This is a genomic window from Sphingobium sp. OAS761 (genome assembly GCF_024168485.1).
GTDB lineage: Bacteria > Pseudomonadota > Alphaproteobacteria > Sphingomonadales > Sphingomonadaceae > Sphingobium.
This window is the reverse complement of record NZ_JALJVY010000007.1, coordinates 129988-155004: the sequence shown is the minus strand read 5'-3', so window position 1 is coordinate 155004 and position 25017 is coordinate 129988. Positions and strand designations below refer to the sequence as shown.

Sequence of the window (25017 nt, the reverse complement as noted above, 5' to 3'; positions counted from 1 at the left end):
TCGCGCGCCGGTATCAGGCGGCCATGGGGCGCGCACCGCGGAAGCAGGCCGGCAGGCGATCGGGCATTGACAGGCGGACCTTGCTGATAGGCGGCGGTGCCGCCGCCGGGCTGTTGCTGGCATGGGGGGCATGGCCGCGCAGCTATCGGCCAAATCTCAACGCCGCACCGGGCGAGACGATCGTCAACGCTTTCCTGAAGATCGACCGGAACGGGCAGATCATCGTCGTGGTGCCGCAGACCGAAATGGGCCAGGGGGTGACCACTGTCCTGCCCCAGATACTGGCCGACGAGCTGGGCGCGGACTGGCGGACGATCGCGGTGCAAAGCGCGCCGGTAAGCCCGCTCTATGCCAACACGCTGCTGGCGCGCGAATGGCTTGGCAGCGACTGGACGCGGTTGCTCGGCGGAGCGGGCGACTGGGTTCTGGACCAATATGCCGTGCGGGGCGCCCTGATGCTGACAGGGGCCGGTACGTCGGTGCCGATGTTTCACGAGGCCTATCGCGATGCCGGCGCCGCAGCCCGCCTGCTCTTGTGCAAGGCGGCCGCCGCGCGCTGGAATGTTCCCTGGGAAAGTTGCGACATACGCGACGGCCTGATTACGGATGGCGCGGAACGGCGCCTGAAAATCGGGGATGTGGTCGAAGAAGCGTCCCGCCTGGATCTGCCCGACATATTGCCGTTGCGTCAGGGGCAGGTCGATCGCCTGTGGGGGCAGGACGTTCCCAGACTCGATACGCCCTCGAAGATTGACGGCACGCATAATTTCGCCGCGGACATCCGCTTGCCGGATATGGTCTATGCCTCGATCAGGCAGGGGCCGATCGGCGATGCGGTGCTTGACCGGGTGGACGAGCGCGCAGCGGCGAGCGTCACGGCCTTCCTGAAACTGGTGCGCAACGAGCGTTGGGTGGCGGCCGTGGCGAGCAACTGGTGGGCCGCGAACCGGGCTCTGGATCTCAGCGACCCCCTGTTCCGGCTGCAAGGACGGCCGGTGAGCAGCGAATCGATCGACGAAATGCTTGAGACCGGCTTTGCGGGCGATGCGGGCCGACGCCTCTATGCGCAGGGCGAGCTGTTGCCGGTGTTCGAAGGCGCGACCATTGTTGCCAGTGAATATCAGGTGGATGCAGGCCTGCATCTGTCGCTGGAACCGCCCTGCGCCACGGCGCGGGTGACCGACGGCGGGGCGGAAGTGTGGATGGCGACACAGGCGCCCGGCCTTGCCCGCGCCGCCATCGCCCGGGCGCTCGACATGGGGGAAGATGCGGTCACCATCTACCCGCTGCACGCCGGCGGCTCCCTTGGACGGGCGATGGATGCCGATGCGGGGGTTCAGGCGGCCTTGATCGCGCGCGAGATGGGGCGGCCCGTCCAGCTGCTCTGGTCCCGGCTGGAAGACGTTATCCAGGATCGCCCGGCAGCCCCCGCCCATGCTCGCATGGCGGCCAAGCTCGGTCGCAACGGTGCGGTGGAAGGATGGCTCGCCAAAATATCGGCGCCATGCGCCATGGACCAGACATGGGGCCGCATCGCACGGGGGCGGGCGCCGCACGAAGCGGCGGCCGATGCTTCCGGGCGTGCGTCGCGCCTGGCGGTGGCGGGCATGGTGCCGCCTTATGCCATTCCCAACTGGGCCGTGGACCATTATCCCGCAGATGTCGGATTGCCGGTCGGGTTCATGCGCGGCAACGCGCATCTGCACGGCGCCTTCTTTACCGAAAGCTTCATTGACGAACTCGCGCATCTGTCCGGGATGGAGGCAATGTCCTTCCGGATCCAGATGCTGGGCGGGAATCCTCGACTGGCCCATTGCCTGACGACTGCGGCCGCGATGGGGGGATGGCAGGGAGGTATTCCCGGAAGCGGGCAGGGGATCGCCGCGCACATGATGGGCGGCGCCTATGCGGCCATATTGGTCGAGGCGGCGATGAGCGGCGACCGGCTGACGATCAGCCGAATCGTCGCCGCCGTCGACGTGGGGGATCAGGTCAATCCCGATGTCGCCCGCCAGCAGATCGAAGGCGGCTTGATCCAGGGCATGGCCTATGCGACCGGCGCCTCGGTCTCCTATGCAGGCGGGATGCCCACGCGCGCGATACTGGGGCGCATGAACCTGCCGCGGCTGGGCGACGTGGGGGAGGTTACCGTGGAATTGATCCGCAGCACCGCCGATCCCACGGGCGTCAGCGACCTTGCAGCGCCACTGGTCGCACCCGCGATCGCCAATGCCCTGTACACATGGACAGGACAGCGCATCCGCAATCTTCCGCTAGTGGGCGCCGCATGACCAGGCCCGACGGACATCCCGACATTCCTTCGTCCAGGATCGGCATATTGCTGATCAACCTGGGAACGCCCGACGCGCCGGATGCCGGATCGGTCCGTCGCTATCTGAAGCAATTCCTGTCCGACCGCCGCGTGGTGGAAATACCGCCGCTTCTGTGGCAGCCGATCCTGCGAGGTGTGATCCTCACGACACGACCGCGCAGGTCGGCCCATGCCTATCGGCAGGTCTGGACGGCCGAAGGGTCACCTCTGGCCGTTCATACGCGGGCGACAGCCGAAGCGTTGCGGGCGGTGATGGGGGAAAGATGCGTAGTCGATTGGGCGATGCGCTATGGCAACCCCGCCATCGCCGACCGGTTGGCGGCGATGAAGGCGGCCGGATGCGACAGAATATTGATCGCCCCGCTTTACCCGCAATATAGCGCGGCGACGACGGCCACGGCCAATGACGCGGCCTTTGCGGCGCTCGCCACCATGCGGTGGCAACCGGCCGTCCGGACCTTGCCGCCCTACCATGACGATCCGGCTTATATCGACGCCCTCCGGCATTCGATAGCGAATCACATCGCGCAACTCGACTTCGTGCCTGACGCCCTGCTGCTGAGTTTTCACGGAATGCCGGAACGGACCCTGCATCTGGGCGATCCCTATCATTGTCAGGCCGTGAAGACGAGCAGGCTGCTTCGGGAAGCGCTGTCGCTGCCTGTTCATATGAGCTTTCAGTCGCGCTTCGGACGCGCAAAATGGCTCGAACCGGAAACGGAGGCCGTTCTTACCCGATTGGTACAGAATGGTGTGGCGAAGGTGGCCGTTTCCACGCCCGGTTTCTCGGCGGATTGCCTCGAGACGCTGGAAGAAATCGCCCTGCGTGCGAAAGATGTTTTTTTATCCGCCGGCGGCGAAAAATTCGCCTATTTGCCCTGTCTAAACGCGTCGGCGGAAGCTATCATTCTCTACCATAGGCTGCTGAGCCGAGAACTTTTGGGTTGGATGGACTGACCCGTTACTGGGAGGATGCGCACATGTCGAAGGTGGCTATCGTGACGGGCGGAACGCGTGGCATCGGCGAAGCCATCAGCGTAGCCTTGCGCAACATGGGTTGTTCCGTTGCCGCCAACTATGCAGGCAATGACGCAAAAGCCCAGGCCTTCACCGATGCGACCGGCATCAGGGCGTTCAAATGGGACGTGGGCGATCATCAGGCATGCCTTGATGGCTGCGCCCAAGTGGCGGATTCCCTCGGCCCCGTCGACATCGTGGTCAATAATGCGGGCATCACGCGCGACGGCGTACTGGCCAAGATGAGCTTCGACGACTGGAACGAGGTGATGCGCATCAATCTCGGCGGATGCTTCAACATGGCCAAGGCGACGTTCGGCGGCATGCGCGAAAGGGGATGGGGGCGCATCGTCAATATCGGGTCGGTAAACGGCCAGGCCGGGCAATATGGGCAGGTGAATTATGCCGCCGCCAAATCGGGCATTCACGGTTTCACCAAGGCGCTGGCGCAGGAGGGCGCAAAGTCAGGCGTGACGGTCAATGCGATCGCGCCCGGCTATATCGACACGGACATGGTGGCAGCCGTCCCGGCGGCCGTCCTGGACAAGATCGTCGCGAAAATCCCTGTCGGGCGGCTCGGCCATGCAGAGGAAATCGCGCGTGGTGTAGCCTTCCTGTGCAGCGACGAGGCCGGTTTCGTGACGGGCAGCACCCTGTCCATCAACGGCGGCCAGCACATGTATTGATGCGGGACGGCGGTCCTCCCGACAGTGCTGCCGGGCGAGCGGAGGGCTCGCCCTTCGCCGCGCCGGTCAAACGGAGCGTGACGATCGCCGGGCACCAGACGGCGGTCAGCCTGGAACCCCTTTTCTGGTCGGCGTTGCGCGATCGCGCGGCCGAGGAGCAACTGCCTGTCAACGCCCTCATTGCGCGGATCGATGCGACTCGCCTTGCCGTGCCGGCCCCCCCGAATCTGGCCAGCGCGATCCGTTGCTGGCTGTTCGGACGCGCTCTCGACGATAAAAATAAGAGTCATTCGCAATAGCATTGACTTTGCGAACGGGTCGCAATAGCAGGTGCCCAACTCATAAAGGGGATCTGTCTTATGTCTAAATCCGTCGCTCCGTCTTTCCTGGCCTTGGGGTGCGTGGGCGCGCTCGCGTTCGCGTCCGGCGCACATGCGCAGGATGCCACCGAAGGCGTCACGCTCGGCGGCGTTACCGTCACCGACACCGCAATCGTCGATCAGCCGGCGCGCCAGGAAAGCCCGAAGGCAACCCGCCCGGTGCGCGATACGCCCCAGACCATCACCATCATGACCAACACGGTCATCGAGCAGCAGAATCTCCTTACCCTCCGCGACGTCCTGTCGACCGTCCCGGGCATCACATTCGGTGCGGGCGAGGGTGGCGGCGGTTATGGGGACAACATCACCCTGCGCGGCTATTCGGCGAATACCGATATCACCACCGACGGCGTTCGCGACAGTGCGCAATATAGCCGCACCGATTCCTTCAACATCGATCAGATCGAGGTCACGAACGGCGCCAATTCGGTGACGGCCGGCGCCGGCGCGGTCGGCGGGTCGATCAATATCGTGACCAAGCGTCCGCAGGCAGATACGCAGATCGTCGCCAATGCGGGTATCGGCACGGACAATTATTATCGCGCCGCCATCGACGCCAACGTCCGCGCCAGCGACTTCATCGCTTTCCGTATCAACGCCATGGCACACAAGAACGATGTGCCCGGCCGTGATGTGGAGGACTACAAGCGGTGGGGCGTCGCTCCGTCCATCACCTTCGGTATCGAAAGCCCGACCCGCCTCACGCTGCAATATCTGCATCAGGAGGATAATAATGTCCCGCAATATGGGGCGCCCTACGTTGCCGCGCTGGGCGGCCTGTTGCCGGGCGCGCACCGCAGCGACTATTTCGGGTTCCGCAATGTCGACACGCAGGAAACCAATATCGACCAGCTTACCGCGACATTCGAGCATGAATTCAGCGACAGGGTCAGCATCCGCAACCTCACCCGCTGGCAGGATGTGACGCAATTCACCATCGTCAATCCGCCGCAAGGGACCTATTGCCTGGCGAGCGGAATCCTGCCGGACGGCAGCGCCTGTCCGGACACCGTGCCCGCTGGCTATTATCTGCCCACCGGCCCCCGCGGCACGACGCGGGATTCGCGCAATCAGCTCATGTTCAACCAGTTCGACCTGAAAGCGGTGTTCGATACCGCCGGCATCGAACATACGCTGGTCGTTGGCGGTGCCCTGACCTGGGAGAAATATGATCTTGCCCATGGCAACAGCCAGCGCAACGCGGACGGATCGACCGTCACCTATCCGCTGATCAACATCGCCAATCCCGGCGCGATCGTGCCCGGGCCGGACGGCTTTACCTATGGCAGCAACGTCTACACCGGGTCGGTTGCCTTCGTCCCCCAGCGCTACGACCATGGCGAACAGGAAAATTACGCTGTCTATCTGTTCGATACGATGAAGATTTCGGATCATTTCGAACTGAGCGGCGGCGTGCGCTACGAACATAACAAGGGCAGCTTCCGTCGTGACACGGTCGAAGGCGCGACGCCCACCAGCGGCGGTACGGTGACGCCGGGCACGACATTCCATAATAAGGACGATCTCTTCTCCTATCGCGTGGGCCTGAACTACAAACCGGTGGAGGCGATCAGCCTCTATCTGGCCTATGGCAACAGCAGGACCCCGTCGAAAAGCTCGGTCAACGGGTCCTGCACGGCGGAATCCTGCAACGTGAAGCCTGAAACCGCGAAAAGTTACGAGGTCGGTGCCAAGGCCGAACTTGGCGAGGGTGTGTTGCTGACGGCGGCGCTGTTCCGCAACGAGCGCAGCAATTTCCTGGTGACCGGCATCATCAGCGACGACAATCCGCTCGGCGAGATGCAACTGGACGGCAAGTCGCGTGTCGACGGCATCGCGCTCGGCGCCAACGGGCAGATCACGCCCGACTGGACCGTCACCGCCAACTACACCTATCTCGACAGCAAGATCATCCACAGTGTCGCGGACGGTCTGGACGACCCGCTGGCGGGTGCCGCGCTGACCAATGTGCCCAAGCATTCGGGCAGCGTCTTCACCACCTATACGCTGCCGTTCGGGCTGAAGCTGGGCTACGGCTTCACCTATCAGGGCAAGTTCGACCTGAATTCGACGACCAGCGGCGCCATCTACCAGGTGGACGATTATCTGATCCACAATGCGATGCTGGCCTATGATTTCATGCCGGGTCTCTCGGCCCAGCTCAACGTCAAGAACTTCACCGACAAGACCTATTTCACCGGCGTCCGCAACGGCGCCACCACCTCCGCGCAGTGGGCGCGGGTGGGGGAAGGGCGGTCTGCCATCCTGACGCTGGGATATAAATTCTGATGGTTCAGGCCCCGGTTTCCCGACCGGGGCCGGGACGGGCGGCGATGCATCCCATCCTCCTCGGGTCGCCGCCCGTCCGGACTTTCGGAAATTTGACGGATCGCAATTGATTCGCATTAGGCTCTGCGATATGGCCGGGGCCAGGGAGACGAGGTCATGCTGCACGCCGCCAGCCAGCCGATTGACGACTATCTGGCCGAAGTGGAACCGGTTTTTTCCCGGACCCCTGCGGCCAGCCCGATCGCTGCGCCGGCGTTCGTCGCGGCGGTGGACCGCTATCGCGCGCAGTCCCGGACAAATCTGCCGATCATCGGCGCGATTTTGATCATGCACATCGTGGCCATCGTGGCCCTTGTCCAGGTTCGTCACCATATGGTGCGCGCCGACGAAGCCAGTCTGACGGTCGTCAATCTGACGCCGCCGCCCCCGCCGCCGCCCGCCGCTGCGGTTCCGCCGCCCCCTGTCGCGGCGGAGGTTGTCGCGCCGCCACCCGTCGTCCGGACGCCCGTGCCGATCAGCCAGCCGGTGCAGACCGTCCCCGATCCGGTTCCGGTTCCCGTTTCCGCGCCGCCATCGGTCGCCCCGTCGTCCATGTCCGCCGGCGCCGCGCCGCCGGCGCCGCCCGCCTCCGTCCAGGGCGGCGACCTGGCAACCCAGATGATATCGGGCAAACCGCCCCGCTATCCGCTCGACAGTCGTCGCAAGAAGGAACAGGGCACGGTGATCCTGGCACTCACCCTTGGGCTGGACGGCACAGTGGAATCCATCGACATCAGCCGGAGCAGCGGGTTCGCGCGGCTCGACAATGCGGCCCGGGATGCGGTCCGCAACTGGCGTTGGAAGCCGACCTTGCGCGGCGGCGCGCCGGTGCGTGTGAAGGGCGTGGTTGCGATACCCTTTCTTTTGCAGGGCCAGGGCTGAGCGCCAGAGCAGACATGTTGATTGCCATTCCCGACCTGCTCGATCATCGCAGCCTCGATGCCATTCGCGGCCTGGTCGACGCCGCCGACTGGGTCGACGGCAATGTGACGTCCGGCCATCAGTCCGCACTGGCCAAGAACAACCTGCAACTGCCGGAGGATACACCGGCGGCAAGGCAGGCCGGTCAAATGATTCTGGACGCGCTGGGCCGTTCGCCGTTGTTCATCGCCGCCGCCCTGCCGTTCAGGATATTCCCGCCGCTCTTCAACAGCTATGCCGGCGGCCAGGCGTTCGGGGTCCATGTCGACAATGCCGTGCGCATTCAGGCGGGCACGGGTTTCCGCATCCGGTCCGATCTGTCCATGACGGTGTTTCTGGAGCCGCCCGATGCCTATGACGGGGGTGAACTGACGGTCGAGACGAATTTTGGCGTTCAGCAGGTCAAGCTGCCCGCCGGTCATGCGGTGCTGTACCCGTCATCGTCCCTGCACCGGGTTGCGCCCGTCACGCGGGGTCGCCGGGTGGCCAGCTTCTTCTGGCTTCAATCGATGGTGCGGGATGACAGCGCACGGCAGATGCTGTTCGACTTGGACAGCAGTATCCAGCGGCTGGCCGCCGATCTGGGCCATGGTCATGCCGATGTCGTCCGGCTGACCGGCGTCTATCACAATCTGCTGCGGCGCTGGGCCGACGCCTGATCCCGTTCAATCCAGCATGGCGGCCAGGGCGGGCGTCATATATTCGATCCCCCGGTCGCCGTCCCGCCGTACGAGCCGCGCGGCCAGCCCTTCGCGGGTGGCCAGTGCCATTCCCTTCTCAGGTCCGGCCACGGTAATCGCCGTCGCCCAGGCGTCGGCCATCATGGCGCTTTCATGCAGCACCGTGACGGAGGCCACATCCGCCGGAATCGGCCGGCCGGTGGCCGGGTCGATGCTGTGGGACAGCCGCTTCTCCTCCTCGATGCGGAAGCGCCGGTAATCGCCTGATGTCGCGACGGACAGCCCGCACAGGGCGATCCGCAGGGTGGGAACGATCAGGCCCGGCGGCGCTTCGACATCGACCCACCAGGGCTGCATGCCCGGCTTGATGCCTTCGCCGCGCAATTCGCCCCCGATTTCGACCAGAAAATCGGCGACGCCCGATCTGCGCAGCAGGTCGGCCAGCATGTCGACGGCGAATCCCTTGGCGATCCCGGAAAAATCGAGCGTGACGTCGGCGATGCGCCGTGCCCGGTCCTGCCCGATTTCCACGCACCGCCAGGGCGCGCGCTCGGAATAACAGGGGCCAGAGGAGGCGCCGGGTAGCGGGCCGAACCCCCAATGGTCGACCATCCGGCCGATCGCCGGATCGAAGGCGCCGTCGGACAGCGCCGCCATGTCCAGCCCCGCCCGCAGCACCGTCAGCATCTCGGGCGGCAACGTCATCCAGCCCCCGACCGGGGCGCTATTGAAGCGGGTAACGACCGAATCCGCTTCCCAGTTGCTCATCTGGTCGATGATTCCGGACAGCATCTGCCGGACGGCATCGGCGCATCCGGCGGGCGGATCGACGGCGTGAATGTTCCAGCTTGTGCCCATGGTCGGGCCTGACAGCCGCGTTATCGTGGCGTTGACGGGCCGCCCGGCAAGCTGGCCGGGCGACAGGGTGTCCGGAATTGCGATGCGTATGCCGTTGGTCAGGGCGCCATCACTTCCAGAGTGCTGACATAGGATGCACGCCGGGGCGGCGGCCCGGCCGGACCGTCATCCTGCGACCCTGCATTGTCCTGGCCCATGCCGGAAGCGCCGGAAGCGCCGGGACCGCCCGCGCGACCGCCGCCGATGCTGGCGCTCATCCAGTACATGCCCGGTTCCGGCCAGGTGACCGACAGCCTGCCGTCCTTGTCTGTCGACATGTCCATCTGGTTCAGGCTGTCGCGGTAGCGGATTCCGCCCGGAATGATCGTGACCTTGATGTCTTCGGCAGGCCTGCCGTCGAGCAGGAACTGGAAGGTCGCCGTTTCCCCGGCTATCAGGTCATTGGGATGGGTAACCGGGACCATCTCTATGCCTTCGCCTGCCGGCTTGAAGATCGTCGTGGTGGGCGCGCCCAGCGTCAGGAAGATTTCGTTGCGGTTGGACATTTCGGCGGTGCGCACGTCCGTCGCACCGGCGGGGATCGCGCTGGCCAGCTTGTCCTTCGTCGTTCCGCGCGGCAGGCGTTCCCGCTTGCCGTTCAGCATGTAGCTGCCCATGATGCCGCTCGACACGCTGGCGATCCGATAGGTGCCGGGCTGGGTCAGGTGCACGTCGAAGACGGAACGATATTTGCCCGTCGCCGCATTCTCGATCTTGCCGCTGCTGCCGTCCGGCAGGGTGACGCTGATCCCGTCGGTGCGCATCGGCACATGTTCGAAATAGAACAGATCGTTGGAAACGGCGGCGTCCACCGTCACCCAGGCATCGTCGCCGGAAAGGATGGTCGAGGACGGCAACATCCATTGCCGGTGCGCCTGCGCGGCGCCGGGTATCAGCAGGGCGGCGATCGCGCCTGCAATCGTCAGTCTGGCCTTCATGATCTCTCCCCTCATTTTCCGAAATTCAGCACCACAGCGCCCAATTCGCTCTTGCCCTGCATCCTGACCGTTGCGCCGGGCTTGGGCGGCCAGGCAAAGGGCAGGCGCAGCAATTCGCGCCCGCCCACTTCGCGTGCGGCTTCGACCACAAGCGTGTAGTTGCCCGGACCCAATGCGCCCAGCGGCCCGCGCCCGGCGGTGAAGGCAATCTTCTGTTCGCCCGGCGCCCGGGTCGCGCCCGTCACGCCATCGGCCGGAAATTTCATCGACCGGCCCGACACGCGCCACCATTGACGCACATCGCGCAACCACTTGGTGCCTTCGCCGCCGCGTTTGTCGACGTCGTACCACACCGACAGCGTGCGCGGCGTCGCGCCCTCCTTCTCGATCCAGACGGCCACATAGGGGCGGTGATATTCGGCCACCGACAAGCGCGGCAGGGTGACGCTCAGGGTCATGGTCTGCGCGCTGGCGGGGGTCGCGATGGTGCCGGCGGCGCCGAAAGCCGCGGTGCCGGTCAGCAGCAGGCGATGGCTGATCTGCATGATGGAACGTCCTTCAATGAATGAACAGGATGGCAAGCAGGGCCGGCAGCGCCAGTCCGGTGGCGACCAGGGGCCATGTGCTGGGGCGCTTGCGGGCGTGAAGCTGAAGCAGGACGAGGCCTGTCAGCGTGAAGATAAAGCAGGCGCCGGCGAAAATGTCGATGAACCAGCGCCAGACTTCTCCGGCATTACGTCCTTTGTGCAGGTCGTTGAGATAGCTGATCCAGCCCCGGCTGGTCGCCTCGCTGGTCACTGCGCCGCTTTGCCGGTCGATGGCGATCCATCCGTCACCGCCGGGGCGGGGCAGGGCAAGATATATGTCGTCGCCCGACCATTCGGCCTCACCGCCCGCACGCTGCCCGACGGCCTGTTCCAGCCAGTGCGCGACGGGCGCAGGAAGGGGCCTCTTGCCGTCGCCTCCGTTATCGGCATTGACCTGACGCAGCATATCCGTGGGCAGCGTCGCGGTTCTTTCGGTGGTAACCGGACTCGCCTCGACATCGGCGGCGTGATTGAGCGTGATGCCCGTCAGGGCAAACAGCAACAGCCCGACCAGACTGACCGCCGAACTCATCCAGTGCCACATATGCAATTGCTTCAGCCAAAAGGCCTTGGCACTTTTCGGCCGTGGCTTGCTGACTTGTGGTGTGCCGTGCATGGGAGCGGAGAGTCCTGCGAACAATTATCAAAGCCGCATAACCCGAGCTACTCGCAATTGCAAACCATTCGCAGGAAGAATTTGTATCAAAATATATGGGCGGCGCGGCGGTTCGGGCCGTCGTTGACTGCGGCCTGCATCGGGCCTAGCCGCTATGGCAAAGGATGCCTCTGGCCGGGGATGCTGTCGCGGGCGGTTGCTGCATGGAACGGCATCGACCCGTTCAGTCCGTCAAGTCATAAAGTCAGGAAATCATGGAATGCTGTCGACGCTTGCTGCGGGGTTGATGATGGGTGCGCCGGTCGTTGCCTACCCGCCCAAACTGGATCTCGCGCCGATCGGCGACCTTGCCTGGCAGGACGTGACGACCCAGGGCGCGCCTTCCGCGCCATCGCCGCTCGCCGCGGCGCCGCCTGCCGATGCCGGGGACGATGATGTCCAGGACATTGTTGTGACGGGAGAGAAAGGAGCGCCTCCGGGCGATCCGCTGGAAAAGCTGAACGCCAAAAGCTTCGAGGCGGTGCAGTCGGTCGACAAGGCGGTCGTCGAGCCGGTGGCGAAAGCCTATAACAAGGGCTTGCCCCGCCCGGCGCGCAAGGGACTGCGCAACTTCTTCTCCAATCTTCAGGAACCCGTCGTGTTTGCGGCCTACCTGCTCCAGTTCAAGCCGGGCAAGGCGGCGGAGACTGCGGGCCGCTTTGCCATCAATTCCACCCTGGGATTTGTCGGTCTGTTCGACGTCGCCAAACGCAAGCCGTTCCATCTGCCCTACCGTCCCAACGGCATCGCCAATGTGCTGGGATTCTACGGGGTGGGTCCAGGCCCTTATATGTATCTGCCGATCGTAGGGCCTACGACATTGCGCGACATCGTCGGCGACACGGCGGACAAGATGATCTTGCCGCTTGCGGTGGGCAAGCCGTTCAACAAGCCGGCGATCGTCATTCCCGCGACCATTCTCAACCAGTTGGGCGAGCGCGCCGCGTTTGACGAAAGGCTACAGGATATACGCGCGTCGGACGATCCATACGGCACCTATCGCACGCTCTACCTCGATCAGCGCAAGGCGGAAATCGATGCCTTGCACGGACGTCAGCCTGCCGAAACGATAGTGCCCGTCTACGGCCCCGGGCTCCCCATGACGAAGGGAGACGCCCCGCAGCCGCCCCGATGAACGGCGGCGCGGCGGTCTTCCTTCGGCGTTACCGCCCCAACAAACCGCGTGCCTGCCCGGCAATTTCGGCAAGCATGGCCACATTGGGCGCGGCGGCGGCCTTGGCGCGGTGGACCAGCGTGCGGAACTGGCGGATGCGCGGGCCCTTGGCCTTCAGCCATTCCTCCACATGCTCGCCGACGTCCTTGCCCTTGCCCTGGGCCAGGAATTCCAGACGGACCTGCTGCATGTCGCGCGCGACGCCGGAAATCAGCAGCCGCTCCCAGGGATCGCTCGGTTCCATACGGGCGGCGGTCGACTGTACCCAATCGATGCCCACGGCTTCGCCCAGGTGCGTGAAGGCGCGGGTCAGGGTGGTTTCGTCGACTTTCATGCGGTCGGCCAGGGCGGCGATGCCGACGGCGCCATCGAGCTTGAACAGGCCCGCCGCACGCTGGGCCAGCGCGTCGGGCGCGCCCAATTCGATCAGCCGGTCGGTGACTCCCTGAGTGCGCCGCAGCGCCTCGCTGGTCAGCAGATCGTCGACCTGCGCCGCAAGCTTGTCTACGCCTTCGGCCAGCAAAGCCTCTCCGGCCGACGGCAATGTCCCGGCGGGCAGGCCGCGCAGCAGGTCCGCGATCTGGGCGCGCATGCCGCTGGCGATGGTGCCGAACAGGGCCAGGCGCGCCGCTTCGCCCATTTCGGCCGCATCGATGTCCGCCCACAGGTCGCGAATGGCATAGAGCCGTTCGGCAATCAGGAACGCGCCGGCCATGTCCGCCAGGGAACAGCCTTCCTCCTCCACCAGTTCGAACGGATGGATGATGCCCAGCCGGTTGACGATGCGATTGGCCACCTTGGTGGCAACGATTTCCTTGCGCAGCGCGTGGGCGGCGATGGCATCGGCTTCCCGCGCCTGCATCGCGGCGGGGAAAGCCGCCATCAGTTCGGCCGTCATGCTCGGGTCGCTGGCAAGATTGCCCTGTTCGATGGCATCCTGAAGCGCCAGCTTTGCGGTCGAAAGCAGGACTGCCAGTTCGGGGCGGGTCAGGCCCTGGCCATCCTGTGCGCGACGCATCAACTGGTCGTTTGCGGCAAGCCCTTCCACCTGACGGTCCAGCCGCCCGCTTTCCTCGAACGTCTCGATCAGCCGGACATAGCTGGCCAAATCTGCGGTGCCGCCTGCCTCCGCGATCGACAGGCCCAGCGCCTGGAGCCGGTTATCTTCCAGCACGATGTCGGCCACGCCGTCGGTCATGCTCACCAGCAGGTCGTTGCGCGCGTCCAGCGAAAGCCGGCCTTCGGCCATTTCCTTGTTCAGGGCGATCTTGATGTTCACCTCATTGTCCGAACAATCGACGCCGGCGGAATTGTCGATGAAATCGGTGTTGATGCGACCGCCGTTCAGGGCAAAGGCGATGCGCCCGGCCTGCGTCGTGCCCAGATTGGCGCCTTCGCCGATGACCTTCACGCGCAACTGCTCGGCATTGATGCGCAACCTGTCGTTGGCCGGATCGCCGACATCGCCGTGGCTTTGTGCGGCGGCCTTCACATAGGTGCCGATGCCGCCGAACCACAGCAGGTCGGCAGGTGCCTTGAGGATCGCGGAGATCAGTGCCGTCGGCTCCATCTCGCTCTCGCTGACATCCAGCATCGCCTGGACCTGGGGACTGAGCGGCACCTTCTTGAGCGAGCGGGCGAACACGCCGCCGCCCTGCGAGATCAACGCCTTGTCATAATCCTCCCAGCTCGACCGGGGCAGGTTGAACAGGCGATTCCGCTCCGTCCAGCTCTTGGCCGGATCGGGCGTCGGGTCCAGGAAGATGTGGCGATGATCGAATGCCGCGACCAGCCTGATCGCCTTCGACAGCAGCATGCCGTTGCCGAACACGTCGCCCGACATGTCGCCGCACCCGACCACCTGTACCGGTTCGCTTTGCACGTCGACGCCCATTTCGGCGAAATGACGCTGGACTGAAATCCAGGCGCCACGCGCGGTGATGCCCATCGCCTTGTGGTCATAGCCGTTCGACCCGCCGCTGGCGAAGGCATCGCCCAGCCAGAAATCGCGGTCGAGTGCTATCGCGTTCGCGACGTCGCTGAAGGTCGCAGTGCCCTTGTCGGCTGCGACCACGAAATAGGGGTCCTCGCCGTCGCGGATCACCACCTGCCTGGGGTGCTTCACCTTGTCGTTCACGATATTGTCGGTGACCGACAGCAGGGTGCGTATGAAGATGCGGTAGCTTTCCGTTCCCTCAGCGATCCAGGCGTCACGGTCGATCTGCGGATTGGGAAGCTGCTTGGGGTAGAAGCCGCCTTTGGCGCCGGTTGGCACGATGACCGCGTTCTTCACCCGCTGCGCCTTCATCAGGCCCAGTATCTCCGTGCGAAAGTCGTCGCGACGGTCGGACCAGCGCAGCCCGCCGCGGGCAACGGGTCCGGCGCGCAGGTGAATGCCCTCGACCCGCGGGCTGTAAACCCAGATCTCACGCCAGGGCAGGGGCGCGGGAAGACCGGGAATGCCGGCGCTGTCCAGCTTGAAGGCAAGCGCCTCGGCGGCGGCCTCGCTGTAGAAATTGGTGCGCAGCGTCGCCATGATGACCGCGCGCAGCAGGCGCAGGACGCGGTCCTCGTCGATTGCGGTGACCCGTTCCAGCCCGGTGTCGATATCGGCCTGCGCCGCATCGATCCGCGCCTGTGCATCGTCGCGCGCAGCCGGATCGTGCAGCGCCTCGAACAGGGTCACGAGACCGGCCGCGACATCGTGCGCGCGTCGGAGCGTTTCTGCGAAAGTCGCCATGCCGTAAGCCATGCCGGTCTGGCGCAGATAGCGGAACAGGGCGCGAAACAGCACGACCGATCGCGGCGCCAGCCCGGCGGTCACGATCAGTTCGTTGAACCGGTCATTTTCCGCGTTGCCTTCCAGGACCTGCGCAATGGCTTCGGTGACGACATCGGACCGCGCAAGGACAGCCTGGGCGTCGCCGCCGGCCGGCAGTTCCAGCACGAACCGCTGCACGACCCCCAGCGCGCCGCCATCGAGCAGTGTCGTCATCTCCTCGATGACGCGAAATCCGAAATTCTCGAAAGCCGGTACGACTTCCGACAATGCCACGGCGTCGTGCGCGTAGACCTTCAGCCGCAGCCGTTCGATGCCATCCTCGGGGTTGCGATAGATCCGGATCGATTTGTCGCCCGGTCCCGACAGGCCATGAATGCAGCGTATGTCCACGGCCGCTTCCGCCGGGCCGGCGCCATTGCGGTAGGCCGGGGGAAAGGCCTGCGCGAAACGCTGTGCCAGCGCGGCGGCGCGACCCGGGTCCTCGGTGTTGCCGAGCGCTTCCTCTACGGCGGGAACCCAGCCCCGAACCATCTGCTTGAGTTGCCGGTCCAGGTCGCTGTCGTCGGGAACGATGCCGCCCTCGCGCAGGTCGAGCGTGATGCGCAGCAGCGCCAGCCCACCTTCCTCCAGCGCGATCGACCAACTCAGCACCGGCCCGTTCGCGGCGACCGACAGCATCTCCTGGACGGCAATGCGGCGCGCCGTCGACAATTCGTCGCGCGGCAGCCAGACGAATGCGTATAGGTGACGCGCCAGCGCGCTGGTGGCGAGCGCAAGTTGCGGGCGCGGCCGGTCGCTCAGTGACATGAATGTGAGCGCCAGGCGTTCCAGCGTCTCCCGGTCGAACCCGATCAATATGTCATGGGGCAGGGCGGTCAGCGCGTGCGACAGCGTCTTGCCGGCATGGCCGCCCGGATCGAATCCGAACTTGTCCATCAGCGCCGAGAGCGCCGATCGCAGCAGCGGGACCTTGTCGGGCGGCGCGGACAGGCCCGAACTGGTCCACATGCCGGCATGGATGGAAAGCGCCTTGACCTGCCGGCCCTCGCGGATCGGCACGATGACGAGGTCCAGCAGCACGTGGCGATGGACGCGCGACATGCGGCTCGACTTGATGATCAGGGGCGTGCGCTTGCCTTCTTCGAACCAGGCAAAGGCTGCTTCCAGCGAGGCAGGCGCAATCAGCGTCTTGTCCTGAAGCGTGCAGATGCCCAGCCGCGCCTGGGTTTTCCCGTCGCGACCGCAAATTTCGTGACCGACCTGCGTGAAATGGCGGGCCAGGAACCAGCGCAGCAGCGCGGCCCCTTCCTCATCCGGCACGCAATCGGCGTCGGACGCCATGGCCGATTGCATGGCCGCCCAGTCGGTCACGGCCGCCCGGACGTCGCCCAGCGTATTGCGAAGCGCCTTTTCCAGTGTCCGGCGTGCCTTGGCATCGGCGCGGTCGGCCTCGATGTAGATCATCGATTCGCGGCGCGCGCCCGCCGCGTCGTCGTCCAGTATCGCGACCAGCCTGCCGTCCCTGTCGCGCGAAACCGATAAGATCGGGTGGAGCAAGCGATGGATGGTGATGTCGGCGGCCGCGAGCGCATTGGCGATCGAATCGACCAGGAAGGGCATGTCGTCGTTGACGAGCGCCACGCGCATGTAGCGGCCCTTGGCGCCTTCGCCCATGGTTTCCAGGGCGATGACTGCTTCGCCGGGTGCGCGGGCGCTGGCGGTTCGTCCCAGGAATGCGGCCGCGGCCGTCAGCGCGGCGGCATCGAAACCCTCCCTTTCGCCGGGCAGGGCACCGCGCTCAAGCGCCGTTTCCATGGCCTCGCGGATGAATGTATCGACTTCCTTGATCTTGCTGTCTGTCAGCACCGTCATCGCCTACCTCTCAGCACGGGATGGTCCCGCTTGGCTTTTCAACGAGGAAGCGGTGGATCGCCGCCACGCGAATCCTCGGAAAGGAAGCGCCTATATGCGCTCGGGCGGCGCGGGGCTCAAGTGGGCTATTGTAACAAAATTTCTTATGTGTGTAATATTATGATGCGCCGCAACATGGCGGCATTGCCGCGCGATGCCCTATCAGCGCGATGCCCTATCAGCGCGATGCCCTATCAGCGCGATGCCCTATCAGCGCGATGCCCCATCAGCGCGATGCCCTGTCAGCGCGACGCTGCGACAATGACTTTCTGGCCTAGGCCCGATTCCTGGGGCAAGGCCGCCAGCAACGACAGGCTGCCGTCGGCTTCGCGCCGCGCGACTATGACGGCCAGGCCGTCCGCGTCGGTCTGGACATCGACCGGGCTGATCGGTTCCGCCGTCTTCATCCGGCTGCGCGCGGCCTCCCGCTTGTCGGGCCGGGCCGGGGACATCGCCCGCCGCCGTGCGCGTTCGTCTGCCACCAGCGCCTTGAGACCGCCGGTGTAGGCGGCAAGATGATCCGACAGCGTGCCGACGCCCAGATCCGAATTCAGCGCATGGTCCAGCGCGGTCGCATATTCTGTGATCCGCGTCTTGTCGTAGCCGGCGCCGAAGACCAGCTTGATGACGGCGGTCATCGGGCTGCGTGCCTGCGCCTTGATGCCCGAATCGGCGAGCAGTTCGGCATAATCGTCGGGCCGGGCGCGCGCGATGAGGGCGAAATCATATGCCAGTCCAACGGCCCGATACAGGGCGGCGTGGCTGCGCGCCTCGCTGGTCCGCACCTGTTCCGCGCCGTCGCGTGCCAGGGCCAGCCAGTCGGCCAGCGGCGCGTCCTCGGTCGGGCTTTCCATGCCGGTCAGGTCGAGCGGTTCTTCGCCGATGTCCTCTGCCTCCGCGTCGCTGTCATTGGCCGGGCCGTCCGCCCAGACCGGCGTCGCTAGCCGCGGCACCGGCGCGTCGAGCAGGGCGCGGTTGACCTCCGCTTCCAGGCTCGCGCGGGCCTCGCCGCTCACCAGTTCCTTCCAGTTGATGACGCCGAAGACAAAGTCGATGGTTTCATCGTCGGACGAAAAAGGCATCAATATGCCGCGATACAGAATCTCCGAACCGCGTTGATTGACGAACTCCGCTTCAAAGCCGATCGGCGCCGCGTTGGCGATGATCTGGAGATAATGATCGGTCAGCCGGGACAGCAGCGACCGTGCGGGAACATCGTCGATGAACGCGATGGCGCCTTCTATCTCGCATTCCTGGCGCAGCGCGCTGCCCAGATAGACAATGGCCGGGTTTTCCAGACCCGTGCTGAAATCCAGCAGCACGCTGTGCGGTCCGAAGTCCTCGAGCTGGTCCGGCGACAGATCCTCGATCGACGGCAAGGCGCGATCGCCGAGCAGCGATGCCCAGTAATTATAGGCGCGCACCTGCATCCGGCGCTCGTCGGCGGCGATGGACGGCGGCCTGTCCATGGCTGCGTCGTCGGCATAATCGAAGTCGTCATGGTCGTTGGCGACGTCATGCCCGCGCACAATGTCCATCCCGTTGATCCTTTGAGCGGTGAAAAGCGTTTGCTCGGGACTCGACATTGGCAGCGGATGGTGAATTTGGCGTAAATATCCGCGTGGCATGCACGGGGAAAGGTGCCGGTCCTGCAATTGTCTGCTTGTCCTTGCGCACAACCGCTGTTATCTGCCCGCGCCAACGCCGCTTTAGCTCAGTCGGTAGAGCATCGCATTCGTAATGCGAGGGTCACGTGTTCGAGTCACGTAAGCGGCACCGTCCCTTTCAGAGGGAACTCTCGGAAAACCCAGCGAAAGTGCCCTTCCGTTGATGACCGGAGGGGGGCCATGTTTATGGGCCTTTGGGCTTGGTCCCATGGGTTCCCGATGGGTGGAGCGTGGGGCGATGAACGTAGAAGGACGATATGCGCGGATATAAGGAACCCGGTTTCCAGGATCGCACTGCGGCGGCGCAGGACGCGCGGAAGAAGGCGTTGGAACAGTTGCGCGCCAAGGCTCCCCGTAGCGAGGCGGAGCGGTCGGAGCGGCTGGCCAAAAGTCTCGCCAAGGAAGCGGCGGATCGGGAAAAGCGCGAGGCGGTGTTGCGTGAGCGGGAAGCGGCCAAGGTCGCCCGGCGCGAACAGGCCGAAAAGGATGCGGCAAAACAGCCGGTCGCCCTGACCGACGCGGAGCGCAAGATTGCGCGCGACGCGCGTTATGCGGCTCGCAAGGCGCGAAAATAGGTCGTTGTCCGACCGAATGTGAAGGATCGTTTCTGGACCACTTTGCTGGCGGCCCCGCCCAATCTTCACCCGATCCTGTAGAACTGATCGATACGGCCGATATACCGGGCGGCGGGCAATTGCGGCTGCTCAGGTCTGATGGCGACTATTCCATCCAGTTCGGCCTGGAAGAGTTGATGGGCAGCTGCGACCATGTGTCGGAGGAGGCGTTGGCTGCGCTGACCTGTCAGCGGCTGGGCCATGGCAATGGCGATGTGCTGATTGGCGGGCTGGGCATGGGCTTCACACTGGGCGCCGCGTTGGCGGCGTGGTCGGCGGAATCATCCATCATAGTGGCTGAACTGGTGCCCAAGATTGTGACCTGGGCCCGGGGGCCGCTGGCGCATATATTCCGCGACCACTTGTCCGATCCGCGTCTGACCATTGACGTCAGCGACGTGCATGACGTCATTGCCGCGTCAACCGATCGGTTCGATGCTATTTTACTTGATGTGGACAATGGTCCCGACGGCATGATCCGGCCGGAGAATGAGCGGCTTTACTGCAACTGGGGCCTGCGTTCCGCTCATGCCGCGCTCAAATGCGGCGGGATATTGGCGATCTGGTCGGCCTACCCGGCGAGGGACTTTGACCTGAAGCTGGAGGCCTCCGGGTTCGAGGTTGAAGAGTTGCGCGTGCCCGCCTTCACCGGCAGCCAGAAGGAGTTTCACCATATCTGGTTTGCACGAAGGGTGCATTAGGGTCAGGCCCGTTGTTCTGAGCTTCGCGATCCCATTCAGGCTCCGTGAGGAGACCGGACACACGCGACCTGTGCTGGCTGACGGATGAGCAGATGGCGCGGCTCGCGCCGTATTTCCCGACAGGCACAGCAGACCGCGGGTCGATGATCGACGATATTCCTCTCCGCCATCGCGCGCGCCGCCACCGTCATCGTCCGGCAGTGATCGACGAATCCCGGGCCTGCGCAACACACAGGGTCGCTGGCGAGGGAGAGGCTGAGCCCCACATCGTGCCGGATCATCGCTATTTCTGCAAAACGTCCCGGCGCATCGGCGCAAGCTTGGAAAGGAAGCGGTTCTGCGCCTGGAAAGCGACGCCTTCCGTCGTCATGGCACGTTGCAGCACTTCCACGAGGCGGTTCATGTCCGCCTTCTGGATGCCCAGATCCTTGTGCGACGCCGCCATATCGCGCCCCGTATAGGAACAACCGGCGTTCAATATGTAGCAGAACTGCTCGAAAATTGTCCGCTTCAACCGGATCTTGTCGTGATTGGCGAAAATCTCCCCGATCACCGGATCGGCCGAACTGGCCTCGACCATGGTGTCGACGATGCGGCGGATGCCGTCCTGGCCATGGAATGCCTTCGCCATGCCCTCGCCGTCAAATGGCGACGCGCCGGCGTTGCGATTGTCGGCAACATAGGGATCGACCGATTCTTCGCCGGGGCGGGCATAGGGCGGCGTGCCTGGCCCCATATCGGACGCAGCCTGAAGGAACAGGAGTGAGACGAGGAAGGACATGCGGAAATTCCCGGAAGATCAGAAGGCAGCCTGAAGCTGCAGGAAAATGCCGCGCTGACCCTTCACCGTCGCGACCGAGCCGAGGTCGGTATAGGCGAGGGTCGCGGTCAGGTGGCGCTTGACGGCATAGGCGGCAAACGCGTCGAACCAGTCATCTTCGCGCGCAATACCCAGATTGTCCGGCTTGGACCGATATTCGCCCCCGATCGCCAGACGGCGCGACAGTTGCCAGGCGGCCGATCCTTCAAATTGCAGGCTGTGGCTGTCTTTAAGGTCGCCGCCGAAACCCAATATGCCGAGCTGATTCGCTTTGGTCAGGCGCGCCGTCGCCGACAACAGGATGGAGCGGGACAGGAACAGCCGGCTGACTGAGGCATAATAATCGACGCCCTCATTGTCCCTGGCACCGATGGCGCGGACGATCGTGCCGTTGTTGTTCCGCTTATATTGTGCGCCCACTGCGATCGCGGGCAGGTGGTCGTAGACCAGATCTCCTGCGACCCTGATCTTCGCGCCGATGACATCCTGCGAAAAGGCGTAATCCTTACCCAGTCCCAGCGCTGTGCCGATGTCGTTCGTGTTGAAATTCTGGTGCGCGTAGCTGATTTCGATCCTGTCTCTAAATCCGACCGCGACCCCCGCACTCTGATAGTCATAGTCCTTGACCTCCACCAGGGTGCCGTGCGCGGAGAGGCCGATGCCATCGCTCGTCTCGTTGCCGGCGATGACTGCCCAGGGCGTAAGCCCGCCACCGCTCGCGCCCTCCAGCGAGGAAATACCGTTGGTCAGCAGCAACTTGCCGCCATTGCGAAGCGGCCTGGCGGCTGACGGTTGCGGCGCAAGGACGATGCCGGTCAATGCGAGAGCGAGCGCGGATTTCGTGAATTTCATGGCGCCGGGGGATAGCCGGTCTTGGTTAATTCCCGGTTAGAATGTGGCGGGCGTGCGTTGATGCCGGACTAAGCATTTATTTATCGTTCACCGCTATCTGCATCGCTTATGCGAAAATTACGTATCGCCTCCCTATCGTTCGCGGCCTTTGCTATCGGCACGGCTCCGGCCCATGCGGGCGATCTCGATCTGCGCGTCGTCGATGCGGCAGGCCGTCCCGTCAGCGATGCGGTCGTCACCGTCCGGCCGGCCGGCGGGATTCCTGCGGGACCGATCCGTTTTCCCTGGGGCACGACGATGGTTCAGGAGAATATTGCCTTCCAGCCACATGTCCTGATCGTGCCGGTCGGCGCGACCGTGCGCTTCCCCAATCATGACAAGGTCCGCCATCACATCTATTCCTTTTCCAGGCCGGCCAAGTTCGAAATCAAGCTGTTCGGCAAGGATGAGACCCGGTCTTACACCTTCAAGACGGCGGGCGCCGTTGCGCTGGGGTGCAACATCCACGATCAGATGAGCGGCTTCATCAAGGTGGTGGACACGCCGTTCGCCGCGAAGACGGGTGCCAACGGACAGGTGCGCATCCCTGGCCTCGCGGCCGGCACCGCACAGGTCACGGTCTGGCACCCGATGATGAAGAGCAAGGATAATGAACAGCTGGTGCTGGTTCCTGTCCCCGGCAGCGGTCCCGTCGTCAGGACGGCTACCGTAACGCTGCGCGCGGGCAGCTGATCTTGATGCTCGCCGGCCTGAAGCGGCGCTGGCGGCGCCAGCTCCTGCGCCTGTCATCCGGCCTGACGGTCAAGATGACGATGCTGTATGGCGCGATGTTCGTCGCGGTGATGGGGGTCTCTCTCTTCGCCACGCGCAACGCCATCGAACATTATGCGCAGGGGGTCATACGGCAGGAAATGACGGTCGGCAGCGCGCTGTTCGACCGTATGACGATGCTGCAGTTCCGCCAGTTGGAGCAGGCGGGCACGGTGCTTGCGAGCGATTTCGGCTTCCGCGCGGCCGTCGGCACGGGCGACGCGCCGACCGTCGCCTCTGCGCTCGACAGCCTTAAGCAGCGGTTCGGTATAGACAATGCGCTGTTCATCGGCGTCGACGGCAGCGTGGCCGGCGACATCGGTGAACTTACCACGACGGAGAGCAGCCAGCTGTTCGACGCCCTGGATGAAGGGCGGAACCATGGCATCGCCCGATGGGGATCGCATAATCATATGGTCGCGGCCTCTCCCGTACGCGCGCCCATGTTGCTGGGCTGGGTCGTCTTTGCGAAGAATATGGGCACGGCCGACCTGCAACAACTGGCGCGCCTTTCCACGATCGACCTGCACCCCCGGTTGATGCCGCTCAGTGAACTGCCCGTTGCATTGCAAACGGCGCAAAATGACCGGGTGATGACGCGCGAATGGGATCGCGGGACCGAACGGATGCTGGCACAGGCGCGGCCGGTGGAAAATCTGATCCGGTCCGCCCCGCAGATGCTGGTGCTGGAATATAGCCTGACGCACGCCATGGCCGCCTATTCCCCGATCCTGACGGCGCTGCTTGCCTTTGGCGTCATCGGCACCTTGCTGGCGATCTGGGGTGCCTACGTCATGTCACGCAATCTGGCGCGACCTATCGTCGCCCTGGAAATTGCGGCCCGCAAGGTCAGCTCGGGCGAGCATGCCGAGGTAAGGGTGGAGACCCGTGACGAAATCGGGCAATTGGCGCGCAGCTTCAACCGCATGGTGAACGCCGTGGAGGAACGGGAGCGCCAGATTGCGCATATGGCGTTTCATGACGGGTTGACGGGGCTCGCCAATCGGGCGCTGCTGCGCGAACAGATCGCCTTGTCGCTTCAGCGCAACGACGCCTTCGTGCTGTTCTGCCTCGACCTCGACAATTTCAAGTCGGTGAACGATACGCTGGGTCACCCGACCGGCGACGCCTTGCTGTGCGAAGTCGCCCTTCGCCTCGCCGAAACATGTCCGACCGGCTTCGTCGCGCGCCTTGGCGGCGACGAATTTGCGATCATCGTGACGGATGGTGTGGGCGCCGCCGACCAGACCGGGCGCGCGATCGTCAATGCGCTTTCACGGCCCTTTCAGGTCAACGGCCACCGCATCGTGGCGGGCACCAGCGTCGGCATAGCGCTCGCGCCGCAGGATGGGGAGGATGCGACGTCGCTGCTCAAAAATGCGGATCTGGCCCTGTATCGCGCCAAGCATGACGGCAAGGGCAGCCATCGCTTCTTCGAAAGCGCGATGGATGCCGAAGCCCAGGCGCGCCGTGCCATGGAGGTCGACCTTCACGATGCGCTGCGCAACGGCGAGCTGACGTTGCATTTCCAGCCGCTCTTCGGGCTTTCCCAGAACCGGGTTACGGCATTCGAGGCCCTGCTGCGGTGGAACCATCCCACGCGCGGCATGGTGTCCCCGATCGATTTCATACCGCTGGCGGAGGAGACGGGCCTCATCATCCCCATCGGTGAGTGGGTGATCCACGAGGCATGCCGGGTTGCGGTGACCTGGCCGGACGATATCCGGATCGCCGTCAACGTCTCACCGGTCCAGTTCCGAAGCGCGACCCTCAACGCCATCGTGATGCAGGGGCTCGCCCGCTCGGGTCTGGCGCCGCAGCGGCTGGAGCTGGAGATTACCGAAAGCCTGTTCATCGACAATGTCGAGGCGACATTGGCATCGCTTCATTCCCTCCGCTCGCTGGGCGTGCGCGTGGCGCTCGACGATTTCGGAACGGGCTATTCCTCGCTCAGCTATCTGCGCAGTTTTCCCTTCGACAAGCTGAAGATCGATCGCAGCTTCATCGTCGACCTGCTGGCCCATGATGGCGCAACTGCGATCATCCGCGCCATCACGACGCTGGCCGACGCACTGGGCATCGAAACCACGGCCGAAGGCGTCGAAAATAGCGACCAGCTCGACATTTTGCGGGCCGAAGGATGCGGTCAGATCCAGGGCTATCTGTTCAGCAAGCCGATCCCCGCGGGCGACGTGGCGGGGTTGCTGCAAAGGCTGGATGGCGAACGCAAGGCCGCCTGATCGCAAATGCGCAATCCCGGTGTGC

20 protein-coding genes and 1 tRNA gene are annotated in these 25017 nt (G+C 64.4%); 13 read left to right on the top strand and 8 right to left on the bottom strand.

Annotated features, from left to right (window positions below; genetic code table 11):
* The first annotated feature begins 23 nt into the window (after positions 1-23).
* From J3E64_RS11205 to J3E64_RS11175, 7 genes are all read left to right on the top strand, one after another.
* Positions 24-2291, top strand: a complete 2268-nt coding sequence (locus J3E64_RS11205; RefSeq protein ID WP_253342830.1) for a molybdopterin cofactor-binding domain-containing protein — start codon at positions 24-26, stop codon at positions 2289-2291.
* Positions 2288-3289 carry a ferrochelatase gene (gene hemH, locus J3E64_RS11200; protein ID WP_253342829.1) on the top strand — a complete coding sequence of 334 codons (1002 nt, stop codon included), beginning with the start codon at positions 2288-2290 and terminating at the stop codon, positions 3287-3289. Before J3E64_RS11205 ends, hemH begins: the two co-directional genes overlap by 4 nt.
* A gap of 23 nt (positions 3290-3312) precedes the next feature.
* Positions 3313-4035, top strand: a complete 723-nt coding sequence (gene phbB / locus J3E64_RS11195) for an acetoacetyl-CoA reductase (RefSeq protein ID WP_253342828.1) — start codon at positions 3313-3315, stop codon at positions 4033-4035.
* Positions 4035-4334 carry a ribbon-helix-helix domain-containing protein gene (locus J3E64_RS11190; protein WP_253342827.1) on the top strand — a complete coding sequence of 100 codons (300 nt, stop codon included), beginning with the start codon at positions 4035-4037 and terminating at the stop codon, positions 4332-4334. The genes phbB and J3E64_RS11190 overlap by 1 nt, the downstream gene beginning before the upstream one ends.
* 60 nt (positions 4335-4394) lie before the next feature.
* Positions 4395-6704 (top strand): TonB-dependent siderophore receptor, encoded by a 2310-nt coding sequence (locus J3E64_RS11185; protein ID WP_253342826.1) that lies wholly within the window; start codon positions 4395-4397, stop codon positions 6702-6704.
* Between the two features lie 156 nt (positions 6705-6860).
* Complete coding sequence (locus tag J3E64_RS11180; RefSeq protein WP_253342825.1) at positions 6861-7625, top strand: energy transducer TonB; 765 nt, start codon at positions 6861-6863, stop codon at positions 7623-7625.
* 14 nt (positions 7626-7639) lie between these two features.
* The gene (locus tag J3E64_RS11175; RefSeq protein ID WP_253342824.1) at positions 7640-8323 is read left to right on the top strand and encodes a Fe2+-dependent dioxygenase; all 684 of its coding nucleotides are present in this window, start codon (positions 7640-7642) and stop codon (positions 8321-8323) included.
* Positions 8324-8329: 6 nt separating this feature from the next.
* Here the strand turns inward: J3E64_RS11175 and J3E64_RS11170 are convergent, their stop codons facing one another.
* The 4 genes from J3E64_RS11170 to J3E64_RS11155 form a co-directional block, all read right to left on the bottom strand.
* Positions 8330-9202, bottom strand: a complete 873-nt coding sequence (locus J3E64_RS11170) for an FAD:protein FMN transferase (RefSeq protein ID WP_253342823.1) — start codon at positions 9200-9202, stop codon at positions 8330-8332.
* 98 nt (positions 9203-9300) lie between these two features.
* Entirely contained in the window at positions 9301-10179 is an 879-nt protein-coding gene (locus J3E64_RS11165; RefSeq protein ID WP_253342822.1) for a DUF4198 domain-containing protein, read from the bottom strand.
* Between the two features lie 11 nt (positions 10180-10190).
* Positions 10191-10724 (bottom strand): DUF2271 domain-containing protein, encoded by a 534-nt coding sequence (locus J3E64_RS11160; RefSeq protein ID WP_253342821.1) that lies wholly within the window; start codon positions 10722-10724, stop codon positions 10191-10193.
* Positions 10725-10737: 13 nt separating this feature from the next.
* Positions 10738-11382: a PepSY-associated TM helix domain-containing protein gene (locus J3E64_RS11155; protein ID WP_253342820.1), complete on the bottom strand. Its 645-nt coding sequence runs from the start codon at positions 11380-11382 to the stop codon at positions 10738-10740.
* Positions 11383-11641: 259 nt separating this feature from the next.
* Here J3E64_RS11155 and J3E64_RS11150 point away from each other — a divergent pair, with 259 nt between their 5' ends.
* The gene (locus J3E64_RS11150; protein WP_253342819.1) at positions 11642-12556 is read left to right on the top strand and encodes a VacJ family lipoprotein; all 915 of its coding nucleotides are present in this window, start codon (positions 11642-11644) and stop codon (positions 12554-12556) included.
* Positions 12557-12584: 28 nt separating this feature from the next.
* Here J3E64_RS11150 and J3E64_RS11145 read toward each other — a convergent pair whose 3' ends face one another.
* Positions 12585-17249 carry an NAD-glutamate dehydrogenase domain-containing protein gene (locus J3E64_RS11145; protein ID WP_253342818.1) on the bottom strand — a complete coding sequence of 1555 codons (4665 nt, stop codon included), beginning with the start codon at positions 17247-17249 and terminating at the stop codon, positions 12585-12587.
* Positions 17250-17530: 281 nt separating this feature from the next.
* Entirely contained in the window at positions 17531-18826 is a 1296-nt protein-coding gene (locus J3E64_RS11140) for a hypothetical protein (protein WP_253342817.1), read from the bottom strand.
* Positions 18827-18991: 165 nt separating this feature from the next.
* Here J3E64_RS11140 and J3E64_RS11135 point away from each other — a divergent pair.
* From J3E64_RS11135 to J3E64_RS11125, 3 genes are all read left to right on the top strand, one after another.
* Positions 18992-19064, top strand: a tRNA-Thr gene (locus tag J3E64_RS11135).
* A gap of 148 nt (positions 19065-19212) precedes the next feature.
* A complete protein-coding gene (locus J3E64_RS11130) occupies positions 19213-19530 on the top strand; it encodes a DUF6481 family protein (protein ID WP_253342816.1) in 318 nt (105 codons plus the stop codon).
* A 119-nt stretch (positions 19531-19649) separates the two neighbouring features.
* Positions 19650-20270 (top strand): spermidine synthase, encoded by a 621-nt coding sequence (locus J3E64_RS11125; protein ID WP_253342815.1) that lies wholly within the window; start codon positions 19650-19652, stop codon positions 20268-20270.
* Positions 20271-20553: 283 nt separating this feature from the next.
* Here J3E64_RS11125 and J3E64_RS11120 read toward each other — a convergent pair whose 3' ends face one another.
* Positions 20554-21006, bottom strand: a complete 453-nt coding sequence (locus J3E64_RS11120; RefSeq protein WP_253343015.1) for a group 1 truncated hemoglobin — start codon at positions 21004-21006, stop codon at positions 20554-20556.
* A gap of 63 nt (positions 21007-21069) precedes the next feature.
* Complete coding sequence (locus J3E64_RS11115; RefSeq protein WP_253342814.1) at positions 21070-21942, bottom strand: DUF3034 family protein; 873 nt, start codon at positions 21940-21942, stop codon at positions 21070-21072.
* A 108-nt stretch (positions 21943-22050) separates the two neighbouring features.
* On the opposite strand from J3E64_RS11115, the gene J3E64_RS11110 reads away from it, so the two are divergent.
* Both J3E64_RS11110 and J3E64_RS11105 read left to right on the top strand, forming a co-directional pair.
* On the top strand, positions 22051-22674 hold the full coding sequence (locus tag J3E64_RS11110; protein WP_253342813.1) for a methylamine utilization protein: 624 nt from the start codon (positions 22051-22053) through the stop codon (positions 22672-22674).
* Between the two features lie 5 nt (positions 22675-22679).
* On the top strand, positions 22680-24992 hold the full coding sequence (locus J3E64_RS11105) for a bifunctional diguanylate cyclase/phosphodiesterase (protein WP_253343012.1): 2313 nt from the start codon (positions 22680-22682) through the stop codon (positions 24990-24992).
* The last annotated feature ends 25 nt before the right edge of the window (positions 24993-25017 follow it).